Source organism: Corynebacterium glucuronolyticum DSM 44120 (genome assembly GCF_030440595.1).
Taxonomy (GTDB): Bacteria; Actinomycetota; Actinomycetes; order Mycobacteriales; family Mycobacteriaceae; genus Corynebacterium; species Corynebacterium glucuronolyticum.
In genome coordinates, this window is sequence record NZ_CP047452.1 from 621,094 (window position 1) to 643,016 (window position 21,923).

Genomic DNA, 21,923 nt, shown 5'->3' on the forward strand with positions numbered 1-21,923 from the left:
CTGCCCTAGGCAGTAGGCCTAAAGAACCCCTTAAACGGCATCCCCATGTTTGTCGTGCGAACTGGGTTGATCTGAACAGGGTCGCCGGCTTCGATCATCTTGCCATCCCCGATGCACATTGCCACGTGGCCGGACCACACTGCGAGGTCACCTGGTTGGAGCGCGCTTTGAGGCACGCTCGAGCCCATAGCCATAGCGGCAGCTGTGCGTGGAAGTTCCACGCCAGACTCCCTGTAAGCCCACTGGACGAGGCCGGAGCAGTCGAAGCCACGGCCAGGCGCTTGTCCGCCCCACACATAGGGGGTACCGAGCTGTGATTTGGCCTTTTCGACGGCTTGGAGGGCCTTCGGTGCAGCGGCAGTGGAGGAGGAGAGTTCCATAGCGACCGTGCGCGGTTTCTCAGCCGTCGTCGCGTCACCATCATGAACTGGGGTTCCATGGAACTCCAGCGGAGTCGTGCCCACGGTACGCAGGAGCGCAGTGGCTGGTGCGAGCTCGGTTTCTAGCTGTGCAGCCCGGGCGAGCGCAGCTGAGATGTACTTTCCCGGCAGTGCCGCCAGCTGTGCAAGGGCGGCCGCGGCTGTCGCCGGGTTGGGGACGAGCGCTTGCGCGATGAGCCGCGCGGCCTCAGCGATGAAGCGCTGGACAAGGGCAATGAGGTCTTTCAACGCGGAGGCGAGGAGCGGTGTAGCCATCTGCACGGCTTTGGCTATCGTGCCCACATCCTTAGCGATAACTTTCCCCAAGGTGAGGAGGGGGCCAGCGTCCGCGCCAAAGATCTTTGCCAGCTGCGGCGCAGCAGAGAAATCAGGGGGCGTACCCGCGCCGGTAAGAACGTTCTGTGGTGGGGCGAGGCTGGAGATGCGCTCGGCGGTTTCGGCAATCATAGTGCCACCTCTAGTGCGTGGGCGAGATCCTCATCGTGGTGTTCTATATCCTCAAGGCTGCGCCGCGAGGAGGCGGCGATGTCGAGCGCAATGTTGCACACGGAGGCCATCTCCTTTCCTGTCTTCTCTGCGGCGGATATCAGGGCCATTCCGAACCCCCCGACACCGGGGGTGGCTGCGATTTGGGATGTGATGTTGACGGCGGGTGGGACACATGCCTCCGCGCCAGCGACGAGCTTATTTACCAGGTCACGGGCGGCAAGCGGATCAAACTGTAATGGCTGCATATTCGTTAGACGTGTTTGCGACCCGGTTTGGTTCCCGCCAATTTGTCGGGTTGTTTTACCATGAGGTTATGCAGATCACCATCATCGACCACCCCCTGGCGCAGTCGCGCTTGTCCATCATGCGCGACAAACGAACCAACAACTCTGGGTTCCGCGCGGCCCTTGCCGATCTCGGCGCCATGCTGATTTATGAGGCATCCCGCGATCTGGAAATCGAAGAGTTCCTCATGGATACGCCGGTTTCCTCTACGACGGGCAAGCAGCTGAAGAAGCCTCCGATCATTGTCCCCATTATTCGTGCCGGATTGGGCATGATCGACCCCGCTCTTTCCATGATTCCTGATGCGCAGGTCGGATTCATCGGCCTCGCCCGCGACGAGGAGACGCACCAGCCAGTGCCGTATTTGGAGGCGCTCCCTCACGACATGAGTGACGAGACGGTGTTCCTCGTGGACCCGATGCTCGCCACGGGCGGTTCCCTTCTGCACGCCATCAAACTCCTCGTTGAACGCGGGGCACGGGACATCACCGCGGTGTGTATGGTGAGCGCCGAGCAGGGCGTGAATGCGCTGAAGGAGTCCGGCTACCCGGTGCGGTTGGTGACCGCCGCGATCGACCCGTCGCTCAACGAAGACGCGTATATCGTCCCCGGTCTTGGTGATGCCGGAGACCGCCTTTACGGTCCGCGCAATATCGATTTGTAGCCGATCCCCACGAGTCCCCGCAATTATGCGGGGACTCATTTTTATGATTTATGGGAAAAATACAGAATTTGTACTGATTTCCCTGTGTTTTTAAGTTCGTAACAAATAAGTAAGAAATTTTTATCCGTACACAACCAGTTTGGCAGACGGTGCACAACATAGCGTGCATCATGAATGTGTGGATGTTAATTCAGATCTTTTTTACTGGCCGAGCTACGGCCTAGAGTTAGGTAAACGTCTTCGTATTTTGCGAAATATGCGAGGGTTGACACAAGAGCGTCTTGGAGAACTTTCCGGCTATACCCGCAACCAGGTATCGAACTTGGAAAGAAACCAGAACCGCGCGCAGCACCCGTCGAATCCGAGCATGAAGATGATCTATTCGTTGGCGCTTGCGCTTCACGTCCCGCCGGCAGTTCTTCTTCCGCGCGCGAATCAGCAGGTGCAGCAGCGCTGTGAGCAGGACGACTATCCGTCCCTTTCCGTCAATTTGACCTGGCCTCAGACCGCGCAGGATGTTGCTCGTTTCTCAGTGTCGCACCTGACAAGTGGCGCGCCGGGAGCAGGTACAGCTGATGACCCCTCCTATGATGTTCAGCTCATCCGGCCGAAGGGGCTCAGCGACGAGGAGTGGCGCACGCTTTCCGATGCCGTCGACACGTTGAGTGCGGCGGAGAAGAAGCTTCTCGACGTTCTCCGGGGTCTGGACGACTAAAGCTTCCGCATCCAAGCCCTCGTCTCCTCCGCAACGGCAGCGCAGATCTCGTCGGCGTGCTCGGGGGTGTCAGTATCGGACACCTCGATGTAGACCTTGGTCTTGTTTTCCGTGCCGGAGGAGCGCGCTACGATCCTGATGCTGGCCACCTGTGAATGGCCGGTCATGAGCACGCCGCGTGCGGCGGGCAAAGGGGTCGTGGTGAACGGAATTCCCGCGACCTCGCTAGGGGCGTGGGTAGCGATCATGCTGACAATTTCCTGCGGATCCGACGAGCGCAGGGATACCTGGGTACCCGTAAAGTACCCGTATTTTCTGTGGAGCGCGTGAAGCTCGTCGATGAGCGTCGTACCCCGGCTTTTGAGCTCGGCGCCCCAGCAGCAGGCGATAAGTGCCGTGGAGATGCCGTCTTTGTCTGCCGCAAGCTGTGGGTACGGGCACGTGCCGATTGCCTCCTCGTAAGCAAAGCTGAGCTGATCCGGTGAACCGGCAGCACGAGTGAGATTTTTGAAACCGGTCGGTGTTTCGCGGTACTCCCAGCCCCTGTCCTCGGCGATCCGTTTGAGCAGGCGGGAAGAGACGACGGACGTAGCCACTGTGGGCGTGCCATCGGGGGTGGAGAGGAGCCGTGTGGCCAGCAGGGGGCCAAGCTCATCCCCGCGCAACATGCGGTAGTGTCCGTTGCCGGTTGCCACACCGATAGCGCAGCGATCGGCATCGGGGTCAAGGGCGACGACAATGTCGGCGTCCACCTCGCGCGCTGTCGCGATGACGCGCTCGACAGCCTCGGGCTCCTCGGGATTGGGGAAACGAACGGTGGGGAATGTCGGATCGGGGTGCTGCTGTTCCGGCACCGGCCATGTCTGGGCGAAACCCGCAGCCTGCAAGGCCTGTGTGAGGGCGCGGCCGCCAACCCCGTGCATGGCGGTGTAACACACACGGATGGCGGCGCGGTCGTTGTTCACCCGCAGGCGGTCGCCCTCCTCCGGGTCGACGAGGGCGACGACCTTGTCAACGTAGCGACGTAACTGGTCGGAGGTGGGGCGGACGGTGACCCGGGGGACGTCGAAAGGCGAGCCGACGGCCGCAATTTTGGTAAGGATCTCGGCTTCCAGCTCGACGGGGAGTTGGGCACCGTCTTCGAGGTAGACCTTGTACCCGTTGTCGCTGGCCGGGTTCTGTGAGGCGGTGATCTGGATGCCACCATCCAGATTGCGCTCGCGGATCAGCCAGCTCACCACGGGTGTAGGGGTGGGGCTCGGCAGGAGCATGACGTCAAAGCCGGCCCCGGCGAGGACCTCGGCGGCCGTGGTGGCGAAGATAGATGAGCCGTAGCGGGCATCGTGTCCGACGACGAACTGCATGGGGCCTTCGTCGCCGTACAGTGCGCGCCCGATTCCGGATTCGAGTGAGCTGGGTGCCTCGTGGTGGCGGTTGAGCTCTGCGGAGCGCTCGGCAAACCAGCTGGCCAAGCCCGCAGTGACGCGGGTGACCTGCTTGACGTTCATTTGGCCATCGCCGGGCCCGACAGGGGCGCGGAGGCCTGCAGTGCCGAATGTAAGTGTCATATGCCCCATGTTAGGTGCCCAGCGGATTAGCGGTAGGCTTTCAGCAGTGACAGCGCCACGTCGGGCGGTGTCAGGGTATGAAAGGGGAGCAACCTGATGACCAGTGAGCTCATCTCCGCCACCGCAGAGGAGTGGCTGCGGCAACACGAGTCCGAGGCGATCGGGTGGCGACGCCACCTCCACGAGCATCCTGAGCTTAGTCATGAGGAGTTCGCTACCACCGACTTCATCGTCGAAAAGCTAGAAGCGGTGGGGCTGCAGCCGGTGCGACTCGAGCCTACCGGCCTCTACGTGGACATCGGTGAGCCCGATACCGACGGTAACCGGCTGGCCATCCGGGCAGACATGGACGCGCTGCCGATTACGGAGGCGACGGGGCTGCCGTACTCGTCTGTCGTTCCCGGCGTTTCCCACGCGTGTGGGCACGACCTGCACGTCACGGTTGCGTTGTCCACTGCCTGCGCGTTGGCGGGGTGTGCCTCGGACCTCAACCCAGGTATGCGGTTTATTTTTCAACCGGCCGAGGAGGTCATGGACGGTGGCGCGCCGGAGGTCATTGAGCAGGGTGTTCTCGATAGTGTGGCGGCAATCTATGCCATCCACGCAGAACCGAAGCTCAAGGTCGGTTCCATCGGCGTGCGTACGGGGGCAATTACCTCTGCGGGTGATGTTGTGGAGATCACGGTCACGGGCCCGGGTGGGCACACGTCCCGCCCGCAGCAGACTGCCGACGTTGTGTTCGCGATGAGTCAGCTGGTGACGCAGCTGCCTGCGCTTTTGAGTAGGCGCGTTGATCCGCGCACCGGTACGGTCCTCGTGTTCGGCTCAATCCATGCAGGTCACGCTGCTAACGCGATCCCTAAGGAGGGGACACTTATGGGGACGATTCGTACGGCGGATATCCGCGTGTGGCGGACGATTCAGCCGCTCATGGAGGAGCTCATCGGCCAGGTGCTTGCGCCGACGGGGTGCACGTATGAGATTAACTACATTCGTGGGGTGCCGCCGGTGGTTAACGACGAGGTTGCAACTGCGATCCTGGCGGCCGCCGCTGGGACGTCGGCCGTTCAGGCACCGCAGAGCTCCGGCGGGGAAGATTTCTCGTGGTATCTCGAGCATGTTCCCGGTTCTATGGCCAGGCTCGGCTGTTGGTCCGGCGAGGGTGATAAGAAGGACCTCCACTGCGACGATATGCTTGTCGACGATCGCGCCATTGCTGTTGGTGTACGTCTCTTCGCGTCTATCGCTTCCCGGTTCACCCTCGATTAGGGCAGCAAAAACAACGATGTGTTTCCCCGGTCGCAATAACCGGGGGTGAGAAGGGGGAGTGCTGGCATGCCCGTGCGGACCGGCCGGACATTAGACTACACAGTGACGTTTGTGTGACGTTGTGTACACGCGAAATCCAACGATACTCAAGGAACTGTGACGAAACATGTCTAAGCGAGTTGTCATTATTGGCGGTGGCCCTGCGGGCTACGAGGCTGCTTTCGCCGGAACGAAATACGGCGCAGAGGTCACCCTCGTAGAGGATCAGGGTTCCGGTGGCTCTGCCGTACTTTACGATTGTGTCCCCTCTAAGTCGCTGATTGCGGCGACGGGTATTCGTACCGACCTGCGCCGCGCAGATGACATGGGGTTCGACTACCAGAAAAACGGAAAATTCCTCGAGATCGGTTCGGTCAACGCGCGTGTGCGGGAACTGGCCCGCGCACAGTCGGCTGACGTGCGTGCCCAGCTGGAGTTCAATGGTACACGCCTCATTGCCGGTCGCGCCTACTTCAAGGAATCACCGACAAGCAAGAACGTCCACGCCGTGCACGTGGACCACGCCGACGGTACGGAGGAAGTTATTGAGTGCGAGCTCGTCCTCATCGCCACGGGTGCGCATCCCCGAGTTCTGCCTGGTGCGGAGCCGGATGGTGAGCGCATCCTTTCCTGGCGCCAGGTTTACGACCTCACCGAGCTCCCTGATCACCTCATCGTCGTCGGTTCCGGTGTCACCGGTGCAGAGTTCGTCTCCGCCTTCGCGGAGCTCGGAGTGAAGGTGACGATGTGCGCGTCCCGCGACCGCATCCTGCCGCACGACGATGCCGACGCAGCCGACACCCTTGAGGCTGTTCTCTCTGAGCGCGGCGTCCACCTGGAAAAGAACTGCCGCGTCTCCTCCGTCTCCCGCACCGAAGACGGTGGGGTCAAGGTGACCACGCAGGACGGGCGCGAGATCTTCGGTTCCCATGCACTCCTCACTGTTGGCTCCGTCCCCAACACCGACGGCCTTGGCCTGGATAAGGTCGGTGTGGAGATGACGAAGTCGGGCCATGTGCACGTGGATCGCGTGTCCCGTACGAACATCTCCGGCATCTACGCGGCCGGCGACTGCACGGATCTCTTCCCGCTGGCATCCGTCGCCGCTATGCAGGGGCGCATTGCCATGTACCACGCGCTGGGGGAGGGTGTCGATCCGATCCGCCTGAAGACAGTGGCCACGGCCGTGTTTACTCGACCAGAGATCGCCGCTGTCGGCGTGACTGAGAAGGAAATCGAGGAGCAGAAGGTGACGGCCCGCATCGTCACGCTGCCGCTGAACACCAACGCGCGTGCGAAGATGCGCTCCATTCGCTACGGCTTTGTCAAGCTGTTTTGCCGTCGCAACTCCGGCCAGATCATCGGCGGTGTCATCGTTGCCCCGAACGCGTCGGAGCTCATCACCACCGTCGCTGTCGCCGTGTCTAACCGTTTGACGGTGGCCGATATTGCGGACTCCTTTGCCGTGTACCCGACGCTGTCCGGGTCCATCGCGGAGGCCGCGCGCCAGCTGGTGAAGCACGATGATCTTGACTAGCTCTTGACTAGCTCCCACCGCTAGGTGAGAAGGGGGTGGTCCCCGTGTGAGAATGCTTTCCTATTTCGCTCACGCGGGGGCCGTTCTACGTGCTCTGGGGCGAAAATAATGGGGGTGAAAAATAAAGCATGAGAAATCAGACCATTTTAAGTGGTGACCTAGTATTCTGTAATAGCTACGTGTGACGTGCTACATACTTTTATGAAAGGTCGCTTCATGCTACTTAATCCGCAGGAGCTCGAGGGTGCCATGGCAGCGGGGCACCTGCTCCCCTCATTTTCCAAAATTCTCGTGGCCAACAGAGGTGAAATCGCTGTTCGTGCCTTCCGTGCCGCGTATGAGACGGGTGCGGAAACCGTGGCGATCTTCCCCATCGAGGACCGCAGTTCTTTCCACCGTTCACTAGCCTCGGAGGCATATCTCATTGGCGAGGAGGGCGCGCCCGTCCGCGCCTATCTCGACATCGACGAGATTATGCGCGTGGCCAAGGAATCCGGTGCCGATGCCGTATATCCCGGCTACGGCTTCCTTTCTGAAAACCCGCAGCTGGCCCGCGAATGTGCGGAAAATGGGCTCACCTTCATCGGCCCGACCCCCGAAGTTTTGGATCTGACTGGTGACAAGGCTGCTGCTGTACACGCCGCCAAAGAGGCGGGCCTGCCCATCCTCGAGGATTCCGAGGCCACCGACGATATCGATACGCTCGTGTCCTACGCCGAGGGCCGGGAATTCCCACTGTTTGTTAAGGCTGTTGCGGGCGGCGGCGGACGTGGCATGCGCTTCGTCCCGGATGCCGAGCACCTGCGGGAGCTGGCCGCCGAGGCATCCCGCGAGGCGAATTCCGCCTTCGGTGACCCGAGCGTGTACCTCGAGCAGGCTGTTATCAATCCGCAGCACATCGAGGTGCAGATCCTCGCTGACGCGACAGGCGACGTCATCCACCTGTTCGAGCGTGACTGTTCCGTGCAGCGTCGCCACCAGAAGGTCGTGGAGATCGCGCCCAGCCCCAACCTTGATCCGGAACTCCGCGACCAGATCTGTGCAGACGCCGTCAAGTTCTGTAAACACATCGGTTACCAGGGCGCTGGCACCGTCGAGTTCCTCGTTGATGAGCACGGCAACCATGTGTTCATTGAGATGAACCCCCGCATCCAGGTGGAGCACACAGTCACCGAGGAGGTCACCCAGGTAGACATTGTCAAGGCTCAGATGCGCATTGCCGCCGGCGCCACGCTGAAGGACCTGGGGCTGAGTCAAGAGTCCGTAGCGCTGCATGGCTTTGCGCTGCAGACCCGCATCACTACCGAGGATCCGTCCAACGGGTTCCGCCCGGACACCGGTGTCATCACGGCCTACCACTCGCCTGGTGGTGGTGGCGTGCGCCTCGATGGGTCCGCTGCCCTCGGTGGCGAGATCACGGCCCACTTCGATTCCATGCTGGTGAAGCTCACCTGCCGGGGTAACTCCTTCTCCGGTGCCGTTGCTCGCGCTCAGCGCGCACTGGCTGAGTTCGAGGTTAGCGGTGTGGCAACGAACATCGGCTTCCTGCGTGCCCTCCTGCGTGAGCCGGACTTCACCCACAAGCGCATCTCTACCAGCTTCATCCCGGATCACCCGCATCTTCTGCAGGCACCGCCTGCCGACGACGAACCGGGCCGCCTGCTCAGCTACCTCGGCACGATCACCGTCAACCAACCGAACGGGCCCCTGCCTGCGGGCGCGATCGATGCCTCGGCGAAGCTCCCCTGTGTGAAGGGGCGCGAGGTACTCCCCGGTTCCCGCGATGAATTGCACGAGCTGGGGCCGGAGAAATTTGCCCGCAAGCTGCGCGAAACGGAGGCTCTTGCGGTTACGGATACGTCCTTCCGTGACGCGCACCAGTCCCTGTTTGCCACCCGATTCCGTTCCAACCCGCTGGAGGATGCGGCACGTGTCACCTCGGTGCTCACGCCGATTCTGTGGTCTGCGGAGGCATGGGGCGGTGCCACCTACGACGTTGCGCTGCGCTTCCTCAACGAGGATCCGTGGTGCCGTCTCGATCGCCTGCGCGAGGCGATGCCGAATATCAATATCCAGATGCTGCTTCGCGGCCGCAACACGGTGGGCTACACGCCCTACCCGGACAGCGTCTGCCAGGCGTTTGTGAAGGAGGCCGAGCGTTCGGGTGTCTCCGTCTTCCGTATCTTTGATGCGCTTAACGACGTGTCCCAGATGCGTCCGGCCATCGATGCCGTTTTGGACACCGGCACTGCGGTGGCTGAGGTGGCCATGGCGTACTCCGGTAACCTTTCGGATCCAGGGGAGAAGCTTTACACCCTCGACTACTACCTCCACCTCGCCGAGGAGATCGTGAACACCGGAGCCCACGTCCTGGCGATTAAGGACATGGCAGGACTCCTGCGTCCCTCGGCTGCCCGCACCCTCGTGTCTGCGCTCCGCGAACGTTTCGACGTCCCCATCCACGTCCACACCCACGACACCGCGGGCGGTGGCCTCGCCACCTACCTGGCGGCTGCAGAGGCCGGTGCGGACTGCGTGGATGTGGCTTCCGCACCGCTATCCGGAACGACGAGCCAGCCGTCGCTGTCGGCACTTGTCGCAGCCGTGGCTAATACCTCCCGCGATACAGGCCTTGACCTGGACGCGATCATGGAAATGGAGCCCTACTGGGAGGCTGTGCGCAGTATGTACACGCCGTTCCAGTCCGGAGTCAATGCACCGACCGGGCGCGTGTACCACCACGAGATTCCTGGTGGCCAGCTCACCAACCTGCGTGCCCAGGCGACAGCGCTTGGACTAGCAGACCGCTTCGAGATCATCGAGGATACCTATGCTGCTGTGTCTGACATGCTCGGGCGCCCCACGAAGGTGACTCCCTCGTCCAAGGTTGTCGGCGATTTAGCGTTGCACCTGGTGGGCGCTGGCGTGGATCCGGCGGACTTCGCCGCTGACCCGCAGAAGTACGACATCCCGGATTCCGTCATCTCCTTCCTCCGTGGTGAGCTGGGTACCCCGCCCGGTGGCTGGCCAGAGCCGCTGCGCACGAAGATCCTCGAAGGGCGCGGCGAGGGGCACAAGCCGTTCGTCGAGGTGGAGCCCGCCGATGCAGAGCTCCTCAATTCCGAGGACGCTGAGGTGCGTCGCGACACGCTGAACCGCCTTCTGTTCCCCGGCCCCACAGCCGATTACAAGGAGTCTCGTCGACTCTACGGGCACACGGCCAACCTGTCCGACCGCCAGTTCTTCTACGGCCTGAGGGAGGGCGAGGAGACGGCGATTCCGCTGGAAGAGTCCAACACCCCGATGCTTGTGCGGCTTGACGCGATCGGCGAACCAGATCAGAAGGGCATGCGAAAGGTCGTATTCAACGTGAACGGCCAGATTCGCCCGACAGCCGTGCGCGACGAATCGGCGGAGAACCTCACCCCGGCAGCTGAAAAGGCCGATCCGAACAATGAGGGTCACGTGGCCGCGCCATTTGCCGGTGCCGTGACTGCGTCCGTCTCTGCGGGGGACGAGGTCAGGGCCGGTGACCCGGTGGCCATTATCGAGGCGATGAAGATGGAAGCCTCCATCACCGCCACCATCGATGGTGTCATCGACCGCGTCGTTGTCCCGGGCCCGACGAAGGTGGAGGGTGGCGACCTCCTCGTCGTGATTAAGTAGCCAACAAAGAAGTGGGCCATCGGGTGTACGCACCCGGTGGCCCTCCTTTTTACCTAGAAACGCAAATACCCCGGCCGAAGCCGGGGCATTGCGTATTCCCTAAACCCTTTATCGAAAGGGATCTTTAGTATATCACGGATTCCGAAGCTGTCCAATTGTTAGAAGGACAGATAAAAGTCCGGATACGCGAGTGCCCCGGCCGAAGCCGGGGCACTGCGTATTCCCTAAACCCTTTATCGAAAGGGACCTTTATCGTAACATGATCTTCTCAGATCGTGCAACCCTTACTCGGCATCCTTGATTTCGAGGAGCACGTCGCCCTTCTTCACGGTGGAACCTGCCTCAGCTGCCAGGCCTGTGACCTTACCAGCCTTGTGAGCCTTGACCGGGTTCTCCATCTTCATGGCCTCGAGGACAAGGACGGTTTCGCCTTCAGCAACCTCCTGGCCTTCCTCGACGTTCACCTTGATGATGGTTCCCTGCATCGGCGCGGTAACTGCATCGCCGGAGACATTGGACTTGCCACCACTGCCGCGACGGCGCTTGGGGTGCTTCTTGGTGCCGGAGGCACCGCCAGTGAGGGCGAGGCTTGCAGGCAGCGCCACCTCGACGCGGCGTCCGTTGACCTCCACGACGATCTTCTTGGACGGCTGCTCATCCTCGTCCACCTCGGTGTCATCCGTGTAGGGCTCGAGCGGATTCTCCCACTCTTCCTCGATCCACTTCGTGTACACATCGAAGCCGTCTTCGGTGCCGACGAAAGCGGGATTATCCACGATGTGACGGTGGAACGGCAGGACCGTGGGCAGCCCCTCGATCACGTACTCGGCCAGCGCACGGCGGGAGCGCTCGAGCGCTTCGAGACGGGTCTCGCCGTAGACGATGAGTTTGGCTAGCATGGAGTCGAACTGACCACCGATGACGGATCCCTCGGTGATGCCGGAGTCAACACGAACACCGGGGCCCGTGGGCTCCTTGTACGTGGTAACGGTGCCGGGGGAGGGGATGAAGCCGGAACCCGGATCCTCGCCATTGATGCGGAATTCGAACGCGTGGCCGCGGGGTGTCGGGTCCTCCTTGATGTGGAGCTCCTTGCCCTCGGCGATGCGGAACTGCTCGCGAACGAGGTCGAGGCCAGTGGTCAACTCGGTGACGGGGTGCTCCACCTGGAGGCGAGTGTTGACCTCGAGGAAGGAAATGAGACCGTCGGAGCCGACGAGGTACTCGACGGTACCTGCGCCGTAGTAGCCTGCTTCCTTGCAGATTGCCTTGGCGGATTCGTGTAGGCGGGTGCGCTGCTCGTCGGTGAGATAGGGGGCAGGAGCCTCCTCAACAACCTTCTGGAAACGACGCTGCAGGGAGCAGTCGCGGGTACCTACGACCACGACGTTTCCGTGCTGGTCACCGAGAACCTGGCACTCGACGTGGCGGGCGCGGTCGAGGTAGCGCTCTACGAAGCACTCGCCACGACCGAATGCGGTGGTGGCCTCGCGGGTGGCGGACTCGAACTGATCCTTCACCTCGTCCATGGTGTAGGCGACCTTCATGCCACGTCCGCCACCGCCGAAGGCGGCCTTGATAGCGATGGGCAGGCCGTGCTCTTCTGCGAACTTCACAACCTCGTCGGCATCCTTGACGGGATCCTTGGTGCCGGGAGCCATCGGGGCATTGGCGCGCTCGGCGATGTGCCGTGCGGTCACCTTGTCACCAAGGTCGCGAATGGACTGCGGTGACGGTCCGATCCAGATAAGGCCGGCGTTGATGACTGCCTCGGCGAAATCGCCGTTCTCTGAGAGGAAGCCGTAGCCGGGGTGAATGGCGTTGGCGCCGGACTTCTGTGCGGCATCCAGAATCTTGTCAAAGTTAAGGTACGAGTCTGCGGAGGTCTGGCCTCCTAATGCGAAAGCTTCATCCGCCAACGAGACAAATGGTGCGTTTGCGTCTGGTTCCGCATACACCGCAACGCTGGGGATACCCGCATCCTTGGCGGCCCGAATAATGCGCACCGCGATCTCTCCACGGTTTGCTACGAGGACCTTCTTAATCTCGCGTTGCTCTACTGTCATGGCGCTCCTTCTTTGCATCATGTCTTCTCCTACTGTGGAGGTACTCGCCTTCACAAAAGGATGTGATTTTGTTTCAATTGTGGCACAGCTTTCAACCTCCGCGGTGGAAAATTGGTTAAGCAATGGGGTAAATGCGTCGTCTAGTACCCCCTTTTTAAGGCATAGATGTGATGTCATAAGACCTTCGTGTGGGGGTGAAAATTACCCTAACCGGATACAGTTTCTGGCGCAAAACAATAGGATTGACCAGCTTTTTAGAGCAAACTTCCGAGGCGAAGAGGGTCCATTTAGGGGGTGTAAGGAGCAATTACGTCCGGTTCTGTGGTCTTTGTCGGTGGATTATTAACCGAAAGTGAACAGACCCTGGTTGCCAGAAGTTGCCTACGTAGGGAGGGGGTTTGTCCCTTAGGCACGGTCGATGGGCATGCCAATCATGTTGCCCCATTCGGTCCATGACCCGTCGTAGACGGTTACGTCGGTGAAGCCGAGGAGGCTTTCGAGAATGAAGGCGGTGTGGGATGCTTGCGCTCCGCCGTTGCAATACACCACAGTCGGCGCGTGCGGGTCGAGGTTGGCATAGGGCTGCCGGGTGGTTTCCGCGTCGGAGAAGCGCCCCGAAGGCTGCAATGTGGACTTCCAGGGGATGTTTTGGGCGCCGGGGATGTGCCCGTCGCGCGCTGCGCCAGAGGCCTCCGAGCCGTCGAAAAGACCGGGAGACCGGACGTCGACTAGCTGCAGGGACCCAAGGCGATCGTGAAGTTCACCGACGAGCATCCGGGAGGATAGAGACGTGACCTCGGGAGTAGGGTAGGACACCCGCGCGGGGATGGGGAACGAAAAGACGAGCTCGCGCTCCTCGCCTGCCCACGCATCGCGGCCACCGTCAAGAATACGGACATCCTCGTGCCCGTACTGGCGCATGATCCATGCTGTGTAGCAGGCCCACACGTTGGCGGAATCGCCGTAAATCACCACCGTATCGGAGGGCGAAATCCCCTTGTCCTCCATGAGTTGTGCGAAGGGCTCGGCGCTGAGAATATCCCGGCGGAGGGGGTCAGATAACTCTGCCTGCGGGTGAATGCGGATCGCGGTGGGAATGTGTCCAAGATCGTACTGATACCCGTCCGCATCGCTTTCCACAATAACGAGCCCACGCATTCCTGCGTGGGCGGCAAGCCATGAGGCGCTCACAACGTGCTCGGGGTGCGCGTACTCCTGTTGGTGTGTATCCGGGTCGATCTCCAAAGCCACGGTCTTCCTCTTTCTGGACTACAAACAAACACTTGCAGACCATTCTAGAGGTGTCGGTCATATTGTGCGTTAGGGTATGCATTAAATCACATTGCGGACGGCATTTATGCTGGCCGATCCAGCCCCAGGGGTAGTTGCACTGCGAACCTTGTTGATCCGGGTTACAAATAATACACACACCCTGGACGCACTCCCCTGAGCGCGAGATGACGGTGTGTACTAATCCACATATTTCAGGAGCAAGATCATGTCAAACATCACACGTGCCATTGCCTGTATCACCGCAGCTACCGTCAGCGCTGCCATCCTCACCAGCCCTGCATTCGCGCAGGAAGCCACTATTTCCAAAATCAATATCGCCGCCATCACCGACTTTCACGGCCACATCGAGACCGTGACCAACAAGGACGGATCACTCAAGGAACCCGGTGCCGCCATCCTCGCCTGTCACATGCCGAAGCTTGCCGACGAAGGCGCCGCACAGATCCGCGTCTCCGCAGGAGACAACATCGGCGGTTCCACCTTCGTGTCTTCTGTAGACAAGGACGTGCCGACGATTGAGGCACTCAACGCCATGGGCTTCGTCGCGTCCGCCGTCGGCAACCACGAATTCGACCAAGGCTGGAAAGATCTCTCGGAGCGCATCGGAATCAACGGTGACAAGCTCGCAAAGTACACGCACCTTGGTGCCAACGTCGAGGGTGAGACTCCGGAGCTTGCCCCCTCCTATGTCGAGGAGGTCAACGGCGTAAAAGTCGGTTTCGTCGGTGCCATCACAGATAAGCTTCCCTCGCTCGTCAGCCCCTCCGGAATCGAGGGAATCACCGCCACCGCCCCCATCCCTGCCATCAACGCAGAGGCCGATCGCCTGGTCAAGGATGGCGAGGCGGATATCGTCATTGCCCTCATGCACGAGGATGTTGCACTGCAATCCGATAGCGTTCTCGGTTCCTTCTCCGATAACGTCGCAGCCGTCGTTGGCGGGCACTCTCACCAGTTCGCACAGAAGACCGTAGAGCGCGAGGGGGCACTCCCACTCGTCATTGTGCAGGCAGAAAACTATGGCACCGCTGTCGGAGACATCGACATCGAGTACGACACTACCAAGCGCGCCCTCACATCCATCACGGGATCCGTCCAGACCGTCGATGAGATTGCCAAGGACACCGACTGCGTCATCAATCCAGATGCAGAACTCACCGCATTGGTGAAGAAGGCCCACAATAAGTCCGAGGTACTCGGTCAGGAAATCGTCGCCCAAAACGCGCCCGAGATGCGGCGCGCCTCTGATGACCTCACCGCTGCCGGCGCCGGATCCTCCCGTGGCAGCGAATCAGTCCTGGGCAACTTCATCGGCGAGGCTTCCAAGAATTACCTCGCAGCCAACTCTCCCGTTAAGCCAGATCTCGGTGTTATCAACGCCGGCGGAATCCGTGCAGACATTGAGGGCGGCGATGTTACCTATTCTGAAGCCTTCCTCGTTCAGCCCTTCGGCAACGAGATCGGTTACGTCGAAATCACCGGCGCTGCTCTCAAGGACGTGCTGGAACAGCAGTGGCAGGCTGACGGTTCCTCCCGGGCCGTGCTCATGCTCGGTTGGTCCAAGAATTTCAGCTACACCTACGATCCCGCTAAGCCGCGCGGTGAAAAGATCACCTCGATGAGCATCAACGGTGCACCCGTTGACCTCAACAAGACTTACACCATCGCCGGTAACACCTTCCTTCTAGCAGGCGGCGACAACTTCAAGGGATTCACCACCGGTGAGGTCAAGACTCTTGGACTCATGGATCTCGATGCTTTCATCTACGGCCTCAAGGACAAGGAGACCACTGCTAACCCCGCACAGATTGGCGTTGGGGCATCGATCAGCGGAAAGGTCAAGCCGGGCGAAACCATCACCCTTGATCTCAGCTCCCTCGACTACACGGTGGGCGGCACTGCGACGACCGTGAAGGCAACGCTGGGAGATGCCAGCGCCGAGGCACAGATTGACAAGACCACCAAGCCGGAACCTGGCCAAGACACCTTCGGCACCGCGAAGCTCACCCTCACCGTTCCCGAGGGGCTCAGCGGCGACCAGCGCATCACCATCACCACCGATGCTGGTACGGAGGCGACCATCCCCGTGACTATCAGTGCCGGTGACGATAACAACGCTGGCTCCGGTGATGATAGCCACGCTGATGCAACCGGCAGCTCCGATCTTGCCGATGTTCTCATCGGCCTCAGCGGTGCCATCATGGGCCTCATCGCAGCGATCGCTGCGGCTATCGGCCTGCAGACTATCTTCAATCAATAACGCCAGATGATAATGCCCTCCTCACGCAGGTGAGGAGGGCATAAGCATGTGTGCTACGTCATGCTCGCGACTTAGGAAAGCAGGTCCTGGACAACGGTCGGATCGGCATCCTCAAGCATCTTCTGCAAGCGGTCGTACTCGTCATTCTCGCCGATGAGCTTGGCAGCCTTGGCTAGCGCGGCGATAGCGCGCAGAACCCCACGGTTCGGCTCGTGTGAAAACGGCACGGGACCCCACCCCTTCCAGCCGTTCTTGCGCAGCAGATCGAGACCTCGGTGGTAGCCTGTGCGCGCGTACGCATAGGCGATGGTGGGGGCGTCGTGGCGCTCGAGAGCAAGCTCGGCAAGTTCCGCCCATACAGTGGGAGAGGCTGGGTGCGCGACGGCGGCATCCTCCGGGGTGGCGGCGGTGAGGTCGGGCTCTGCCGGGAGCATGATGGGCGGTGGTGCTAGTAAATCTTTCTTCTCCATGGCACCCAGACTAGCGATTCCACAGGCTCGATGCGTCGATCCCCAGTGAATACAGTGCCCGGCGCAGCGTGGGAATAGACAAGCCAATAACTCCGCTGGGATCCCCCTCGATCCGGTCGATGAACCAACTCCCCAGCGCCTCCAGTGTGAACGCGCCGGCGCAGGGGAGCGGTTCGCCACTGGCCGCATATGCCTCGATGTCGCGCCGGGTGGGGGAGGCGAAGTAGACCCGTGTCTCGGAGACGTCGGCAAAAGTCTTGCGTGAGGGGGAACCATCGCATTGGGGACCCGTGATGTAGTGGGCGGTGAGAAGCGTGCCTACCTTGCCGCTCTGGTTCTCCCACCGGCGGATAGCCTCCGCTTGCGTGTGGGGCTTGCCGGTCAACTGGCCGTCGATAAGCAGCATTGAATCGCAGCCGACCGTCACGTCTGCGGGGTAAACCGGAGCCACTGTCTCGCACTTCGCCTGAGCCAACGCCGCCACCCGCTCGCGTGGCGGAGCGGTCTCCAACCGGGCGAGGATCGTCTCCTCATCCACATCGGCGGGATGGACAATAGGTTCCACCCCCGCGTTGTGGAGCAGCATGAGACGGGAAGCAGAACCGGAAGCCAAAACCAAGCGCATGCCCGCCATTATCGCATAGAAAACCGCCCCGGTTGCGACCGGTTCACGGACGCGCGGGACGGTAGGGCGAGAGGAATTATTCCGTTACCTCTTTGGTGTCCGGGGTAGTAGTGGCTTTCGCCGCCTTGCCCATGTTGAAGACCCACTTGTAGGAGCCGTACAGCAGGGCAACGAAGACGATGAGTCCGACCCAGTTGGCCGCACCCTCGAAGGAATCCGGCACAACTTGCAGCGGGCTGGACACGCCAGACCCCGCGATGATGCCGGCGTTCAGCACACCGAACAGGGACTCGCCGACGATGAGGCCCGTAGCCATGAGCACGCCGAGGCGCTTCATCTGGCCCGCAATCGAGCCGTGCTTATCTGCCCACTTATCGTAGAAGTAGCCGATGAATGCACCGATCGGGACGGTGCAGGTCACGGTGATAGGCAGGTACATGCCCATGCCGACAGCGAGCGGCGGAAGGTGGAACTTGCCCTTGGTAGAGCGGCCAAGCAGCTCGTCGATGGCGACAATAGCGCAGCCGATCAGCGCGCCGGTGCCGATGAGACCCCAATCGAGGGAACCACCAAAGATACCGGTGGCCAACGATGTCATGAGGGCCGCCTGCGGAGCAGCGAGGGCATCGGGGCCTGCGCCCTCCATGCCGGCGAAACCGAAGCCGGTCAGCATGAGCTGCAGCACCGGCGGGATGACAGCAGCACCGAAGATCACGCCGATGATGAGCGCGACCTGCTGGCGCCACGGGGTTGCGGCAACGAGCTGGCCTGTCTTCAAATCCTGCAGGTTGTCGTTCGAAATCGTAGCGATGCCGAAGACGATCGATGCCGTGAACAGCGTGTACGCAACGAGGTCGTCCGTCTGGCTGGCATCGCCGGTCGCGACCACCTTGATGAGCAGCGCGGCGGTGATGACGATGATCACGCCGACACCGGAAATCGGCGAGTTGCTGGCACCGATAAGTCCTGCCATGTAGCCACAGATGCCGGCCACAACCAGTCCGATGAGGAGCGTGAAGATGATGGACACGGTGATGAGGGAACCCACGTGGTGGGAAATGTCCGTGTCCTTCACAAACAGCCACAGCAGTAGGCCGATGGGCAGCATGGAAACCAAGGTGACAATGACGACCACGCTCATGGGCATATCACGCTCAGTGATGGGCAGCACGTCGCCGGCCTTGCGGTGGCGGGACGATGCAAGCGAATCCTTGATGCCGCGGACGATGGGGCCGATGATTTTCAGCAGCGTCCACAGGGCGGCGACGGTCATTGCGCCGGCACCGGCCATACGCACGTCTCCGTTGAAGGTGGACTGCACGAACTCGGAGAAGGTATCGCCTTCCTCTGGCTCCAGGCCGGAAGAAATGATGGGGAGCAACACGCCGTGGGAGATTGCCACGCCGACGAGCATGGCGATGGACACGCCCACACCGACGAGGTGGCCGACACCGACGAGGGCCATGGAGATGGAGAAGCCGAACATGGAGCCGCCACCGCCGATGTGGAAGAAGCTCTTCAGAGAACCTGCGGCCACCTTCATTGCGGTCAGCAGGGACATACCGGCGGATACCAAGCCGCCGACGATGATGACCTTGAGACCCCGCTTGTTTTCTTCTGCTGAACCGTGGGTGTCGCCCACTTTCAGCACCTCTGCGGCAGCGACGCCCTCAGGGTACGGGAGGTCGGACCCCGTTACCAGGGCGCGTCGCAACGGGATGGAATATGTCACGCCGAGGATGCCACCGACGGCGACAACGCAGGCCGTCTCCCAGTAGGAGAAGCCTGTCCACCAGCCGATCATGACGAGGCCAGGGAGGACGAAGATGATGGCCGAGAGTGTGCCTGCGGCCGATGCAATCGTCTGAACAATGTTGTTTTCCTGCACTGTGTGGTCAGCGAAACGGCGCAAAATAGCCATCGAGATAACAGCTGCAGGAATAGAGGTGGCAAAGGTCAAACCCACTTTGAGGCCGAGGTAGACGTTCGCCGCCGTGAATACCAAAGTAATGAGTCCACCGATGATGACGGCGCGGATCGTCAGCTCCTTGATGGGGCTCGACTCCGTCCGCTCGCCGGCGGCGGGTGTTGAGGTAGTCATGGGAGGTTGGAACTCTTTTCAAAAATATGTGATTATGTGAGCGCTCGCAATTATGCGCGCGTCGTGATGCACAAGGCCCCAGTGGTCTGATGATTATCGCACGTGCCCTGTGCATATTATTGTTCCACTATGCGGTATGTTTGCACAACATACTGACAGGATTCAGATATCGGACGTTGACCCCCATGGCACGCAAAAACCCCCGCACCGTTGTCGGTGCAGGGGGAAGGCATCTCGCGTCTAGCCGGGCATAGCGCCTAGTCAAGGCTTATCGTTGTGCCGTGTTAGAAGTAACGGCTATTGCGAAAGGCGTTCGGGTTGTACGTCTGCGGCCGGTCGAGCCGATCGCCGAGGTTACCCCAATTGTTGACGGGCTTGTACCGCTCATCCGTAGCGGCCTTCTGGGCCTCTGCTTCCAGCGTAGACAGCACCGCCGTAAGCGCACCCAGTTCCTCCTCCGTCGGGTTGCCACCAACTACGTGGAAGAGGGGCTTGTCCTTGGTGCGACCGGAATCGTCGGTTCCCTCGCCGTCAATGACGGTGAGTTCCGTTTGTTTTTCACTCATATTTACCCCTATCGGATCACGCAGTTCGTTTTGTTACAGCGGAATGTTGCCGTGCTTCTTAGCAGGAACATTAACCACCTTACGGTCGAGGAGGCGCAGACCCTCAATGAGGTGGCCACGAGTCTCGCTCGGCGGGATGACCGCGTCCACGAAGCCCCGCTCTGCTGCCATGTAGGGGTTCACCAGAGTGCGCTCGTATTCGGCTTCGTATTCCTTCATCAGCTTCTGCATGTCCTGATTCGGGTCCTCGGCTGCCTTCTTCAGCTCCTTGCGGTAGATGAAGCCGACAGCTCCGGAAGCACCCATGACGGCGATCTCTGCCGTGGGCCATGCGTAGACGAGGTCCGCGCCCATTTCCTTGCCGCCCATGACGCAGTATGCGCCACCGTAGGCCTTGCGAGTGATGACCGTAATCTTGCCCACGGTCGCCTCACAGTAGGCGTAGAGGAGCTTCGCGCCACGGCGAATGATGCCCTCGTATTCCTGGTTGGTGCCGGGGAGGAAGCCGGGCACGTCGACGAACTCCACGATCGGAATGTTGAACGCGTCGCACGTACGGACGAAGCGCGCACCCTTCTCTGCGGACTTGATGTCGAGGCAGCCTGCGAACTGCATCGGCTGGTTTGCGACAATGCCCACGGCGCGACCCTCGATGCGGGCGAAGCCCACGATGAGGTTTTCGGCGTATGCCTCCTGAATCTCCAAGAACTCGCCGTCATCGACGATGGCGGAGATGACCTCCTTCATGTCGTACGGGGAGTTGGTGGAATCCGGGATGATGGTGTCCAGGGTCAGGTCATCCTCGGTGAGGTTGTCCTGGATCGACCCCTCCATAATGGCCGTCTGCACACGTGGCGTTTCTGCGCGGTTGTTGGATGGCAGGTAGCTCAAGAGGTCGCGGACGAAGTCAAGGGCATCGGCATCGTCAGCGGCGGTGTAGTGGGAGGTGCCCGACATGGTCATGTGGGTCTCGGCACCGCCGAGTTCCTCCTGGGTAACTTCTTCGCCGGTCACCGTCTTGATCACGGCCGGTCCGGTGATGAACATCTTGGAGGTTTTATCCACCATGACGATGAAGTCTGTCAGAGCCGGGGAGTACACGTGGCCACCGGCGCAGGCACCCATAATGAGGGAAATCTGCGGGATAACGCCACTGGCCTGCGTGTTGCGGAGGAAGATCTGGGAGTACAGGCCCAGGGAGACCACGCCCTCCTGGATGCGGGCGCCGGCACCCTCGTTGATGCCAATGATGGGGCACCCCGTTTTGATGGCCATGTCCATGATCTTGACGATCTTCTCGCCGTACACCTCGCCGAGCGCGCCACCGAAGACGGTCGCGTCCTGGGAGAATACGCACACCTTCCGGCCGTCGACTGTGCCGTAACCGGTGACAACACCGTCGGTGACGGGACGCTTGGCATCGAGACCGAAGTTGGTGGAACGGTGACGGGCGAGCGCATCGATCTCCACGAACGACCCTTCGTCGAGAAGATACTCGACGCGTTCACGCGCCGTCTTCTTGCCCTTGGCGTGTACTTTCTCTACGCGGGCCTCGCCCATGGGGAAGCGTGCTTCCGCGATCCTGTTACGCAGATCCGCAAGCTTGCCGGCCGTCGTTGTGAGGTCCGGCTTCTCGTCGGTGGTTTTAATTGAAGCTGTCATATCGCCAGTCTAGCGTGTACGTGAAACGCAAAAGTGATGTTTCCCACTTCGAATTTTCGCGGGTTTGCTCCGCGCCCCTTGTCTTTGGTGTCACCATTTCCTGTGGTTAAGGCAAAAACCGCAGCGACAAGGGGTGATGGCCACTATGTCCGGTTCGATGTATGATGTCCGATTTGCGTCCGATTGCTACACCCATAGGGGGTAGACG

Annotated in this window: 16 protein-coding genes; 6 read left to right on the forward strand and 10 right to left on the reverse strand. The window is 60.8% G+C overall.

Annotated elements, in window-relative coordinates; genetic code table 11:
* Positions 1-5: 5 nt before the first annotated feature.
* Both CGLUCO_RS02940 and CGLUCO_RS02945 read right to left on the reverse strand, forming a co-directional pair.
* Positions 6-887, reverse strand: a complete 882-nt coding sequence (locus tag CGLUCO_RS02940; protein ID WP_084036859.1) for a C40 family peptidase — start codon at positions 885-887, stop codon at positions 6-8.
* Positions 884-1,174: a hypothetical protein gene (locus CGLUCO_RS02945; protein WP_005390369.1), complete on the reverse strand. Its 291-nt coding sequence runs from the start codon at positions 1,172-1,174 to the stop codon at positions 884-886. The genes CGLUCO_RS02940 and CGLUCO_RS02945 overlap by 4 nt, the downstream gene beginning before the upstream one ends.
* Positions 1,175-1,242: 68 nt before the next feature.
* On the opposite strand from CGLUCO_RS02945, the gene upp reads away from it, so the two are divergent.
* Together upp and CGLUCO_RS02955 are read left to right on the forward strand one after the other, a co-directional pair.
* Positions 1,243-1,878: a uracil phosphoribosyltransferase gene (gene upp / locus CGLUCO_RS02950; protein ID WP_034989304.1), complete on the forward strand. Its 636-nt coding sequence runs from the start codon at positions 1,243-1,245 to the stop codon at positions 1,876-1,878.
* A 178-nt stretch (positions 1,879-2,056) separates the two neighbouring features.
* Positions 2,057-2,593, forward strand: coding sequence for a helix-turn-helix domain-containing protein (locus CGLUCO_RS02955; RefSeq protein WP_256381093.1), 537 nt, complete (start codon positions 2,057-2,059; stop codon positions 2,591-2,593).
* On the opposite strand, the gene CGLUCO_RS02960 is transcribed toward CGLUCO_RS02955, so the two are convergent.
* The gene (locus tag CGLUCO_RS02960; RefSeq protein ID WP_005390366.1) at positions 2,590-4,170 is read right to left on the reverse strand and encodes a phospho-sugar mutase; all 1,581 of its coding nucleotides are present in this window, start codon (positions 4,168-4,170) and stop codon (positions 2,590-2,592) included. The two genes, CGLUCO_RS02955 and CGLUCO_RS02960, sit on opposite strands and share 4 nt — an antisense overlap.
* Before the next feature lie 87 nt (positions 4,171-4,257).
* On the opposite strand from CGLUCO_RS02960, the gene CGLUCO_RS02965 reads away from it, so the two are divergent.
* From CGLUCO_RS02965 to CGLUCO_RS02975, 3 genes are all read left to right on the forward strand, one after another.
* Complete coding sequence (locus tag CGLUCO_RS02965; protein WP_005390364.1) at positions 4,258-5,430, forward strand: amidohydrolase; 1,173 nt, start codon at positions 4,258-4,260, stop codon at positions 5,428-5,430.
* 166 nt (positions 5,431-5,596) lie between these two features.
* A complete protein-coding gene (locus CGLUCO_RS02970; RefSeq protein ID WP_005390363.1) occupies positions 5,597-7,006 on the forward strand; it encodes an NAD(P)H-quinone dehydrogenase in 1,410 nt (469 codons plus the stop codon).
* 249 nt (positions 7,007-7,255) lie between these two features.
* The gene (locus tag CGLUCO_RS02975) at positions 7,256-10,672 is read left to right on the forward strand and encodes a pyruvate carboxylase (protein WP_143336965.1); all 3,417 of its coding nucleotides are present in this window, start codon (positions 7,256-7,258) and stop codon (positions 10,670-10,672) included.
* A gap of 284 nt (positions 10,673-10,956) precedes the next feature.
* Here CGLUCO_RS02975 and CGLUCO_RS02980 read toward each other — a convergent pair whose 3' ends face one another.
* Both CGLUCO_RS02980 and CGLUCO_RS02985 read right to left on the reverse strand, forming a co-directional pair.
* Positions 10,957-12,738 carry an acetyl/propionyl/methylcrotonyl-CoA carboxylase subunit alpha gene (locus tag CGLUCO_RS02980; protein ID WP_084036862.1) on the reverse strand — a complete coding sequence of 594 codons (1,782 nt, stop codon included), beginning with the start codon at positions 12,736-12,738 and terminating at the stop codon, positions 10,957-10,959.
* A 405-nt stretch (positions 12,739-13,143) separates the two neighbouring features.
* The gene (locus tag CGLUCO_RS02985) at positions 13,144-13,989 is read right to left on the reverse strand and encodes a sulfurtransferase (RefSeq protein ID WP_084036864.1); all 846 of its coding nucleotides are present in this window, start codon (positions 13,987-13,989) and stop codon (positions 13,144-13,146) included.
* 247 nt (positions 13,990-14,236) lie between these two features.
* Here CGLUCO_RS02985 and CGLUCO_RS02990 point away from each other — a divergent pair, with 247 nt between their 5' ends.
* A complete protein-coding gene (locus CGLUCO_RS02990; protein ID WP_084036866.1) occupies positions 14,237-16,291 on the forward strand; it encodes a bifunctional metallophosphatase/5'-nucleotidase in 2,055 nt (684 codons plus the stop codon).
* Between the two features lie 71 nt (positions 16,292-16,362).
* On the opposite strand, the gene CGLUCO_RS02995 is transcribed toward CGLUCO_RS02990, so the two are convergent.
* The 5 genes from CGLUCO_RS02995 to CGLUCO_RS03015 form a co-directional block, all read right to left on the reverse strand.
* Positions 16,363-16,761, reverse strand: a complete 399-nt coding sequence (locus CGLUCO_RS02995; protein WP_005390358.1) for a DUF3151 domain-containing protein — start codon at positions 16,759-16,761, stop codon at positions 16,363-16,365.
* Between the two features lie 10 nt (positions 16,762-16,771).
* Positions 16,772-17,386, reverse strand: a complete 615-nt coding sequence (locus CGLUCO_RS03000; RefSeq protein ID WP_034989308.1) for a Maf family protein — start codon at positions 17,384-17,386, stop codon at positions 16,772-16,774.
* A gap of 76 nt (positions 17,387-17,462) precedes the next feature.
* On the reverse strand, positions 17,463-19,487 hold the full coding sequence (locus CGLUCO_RS03005; protein ID WP_084036868.1) for an OPT family oligopeptide transporter: 2,025 nt from the start codon (positions 19,485-19,487) through the stop codon (positions 17,463-17,465).
* 284 nt (positions 19,488-19,771) lie between these two features.
* Positions 19,772-20,053, reverse strand: a complete 282-nt coding sequence (locus tag CGLUCO_RS03010; protein ID WP_005390355.1) for an acyl-CoA carboxylase subunit epsilon — start codon at positions 20,051-20,053, stop codon at positions 19,772-19,774.
* Positions 20,054-20,086: 33 nt separating this feature from the next.
* A complete protein-coding gene (locus tag CGLUCO_RS03015) occupies positions 20,087-21,715 on the reverse strand; it encodes an acyl-CoA carboxylase subunit beta (protein ID WP_005390354.1) in 1,629 nt (542 codons plus the stop codon).
* Positions 21,716-21,923: the final 208 nt, after the last annotated feature.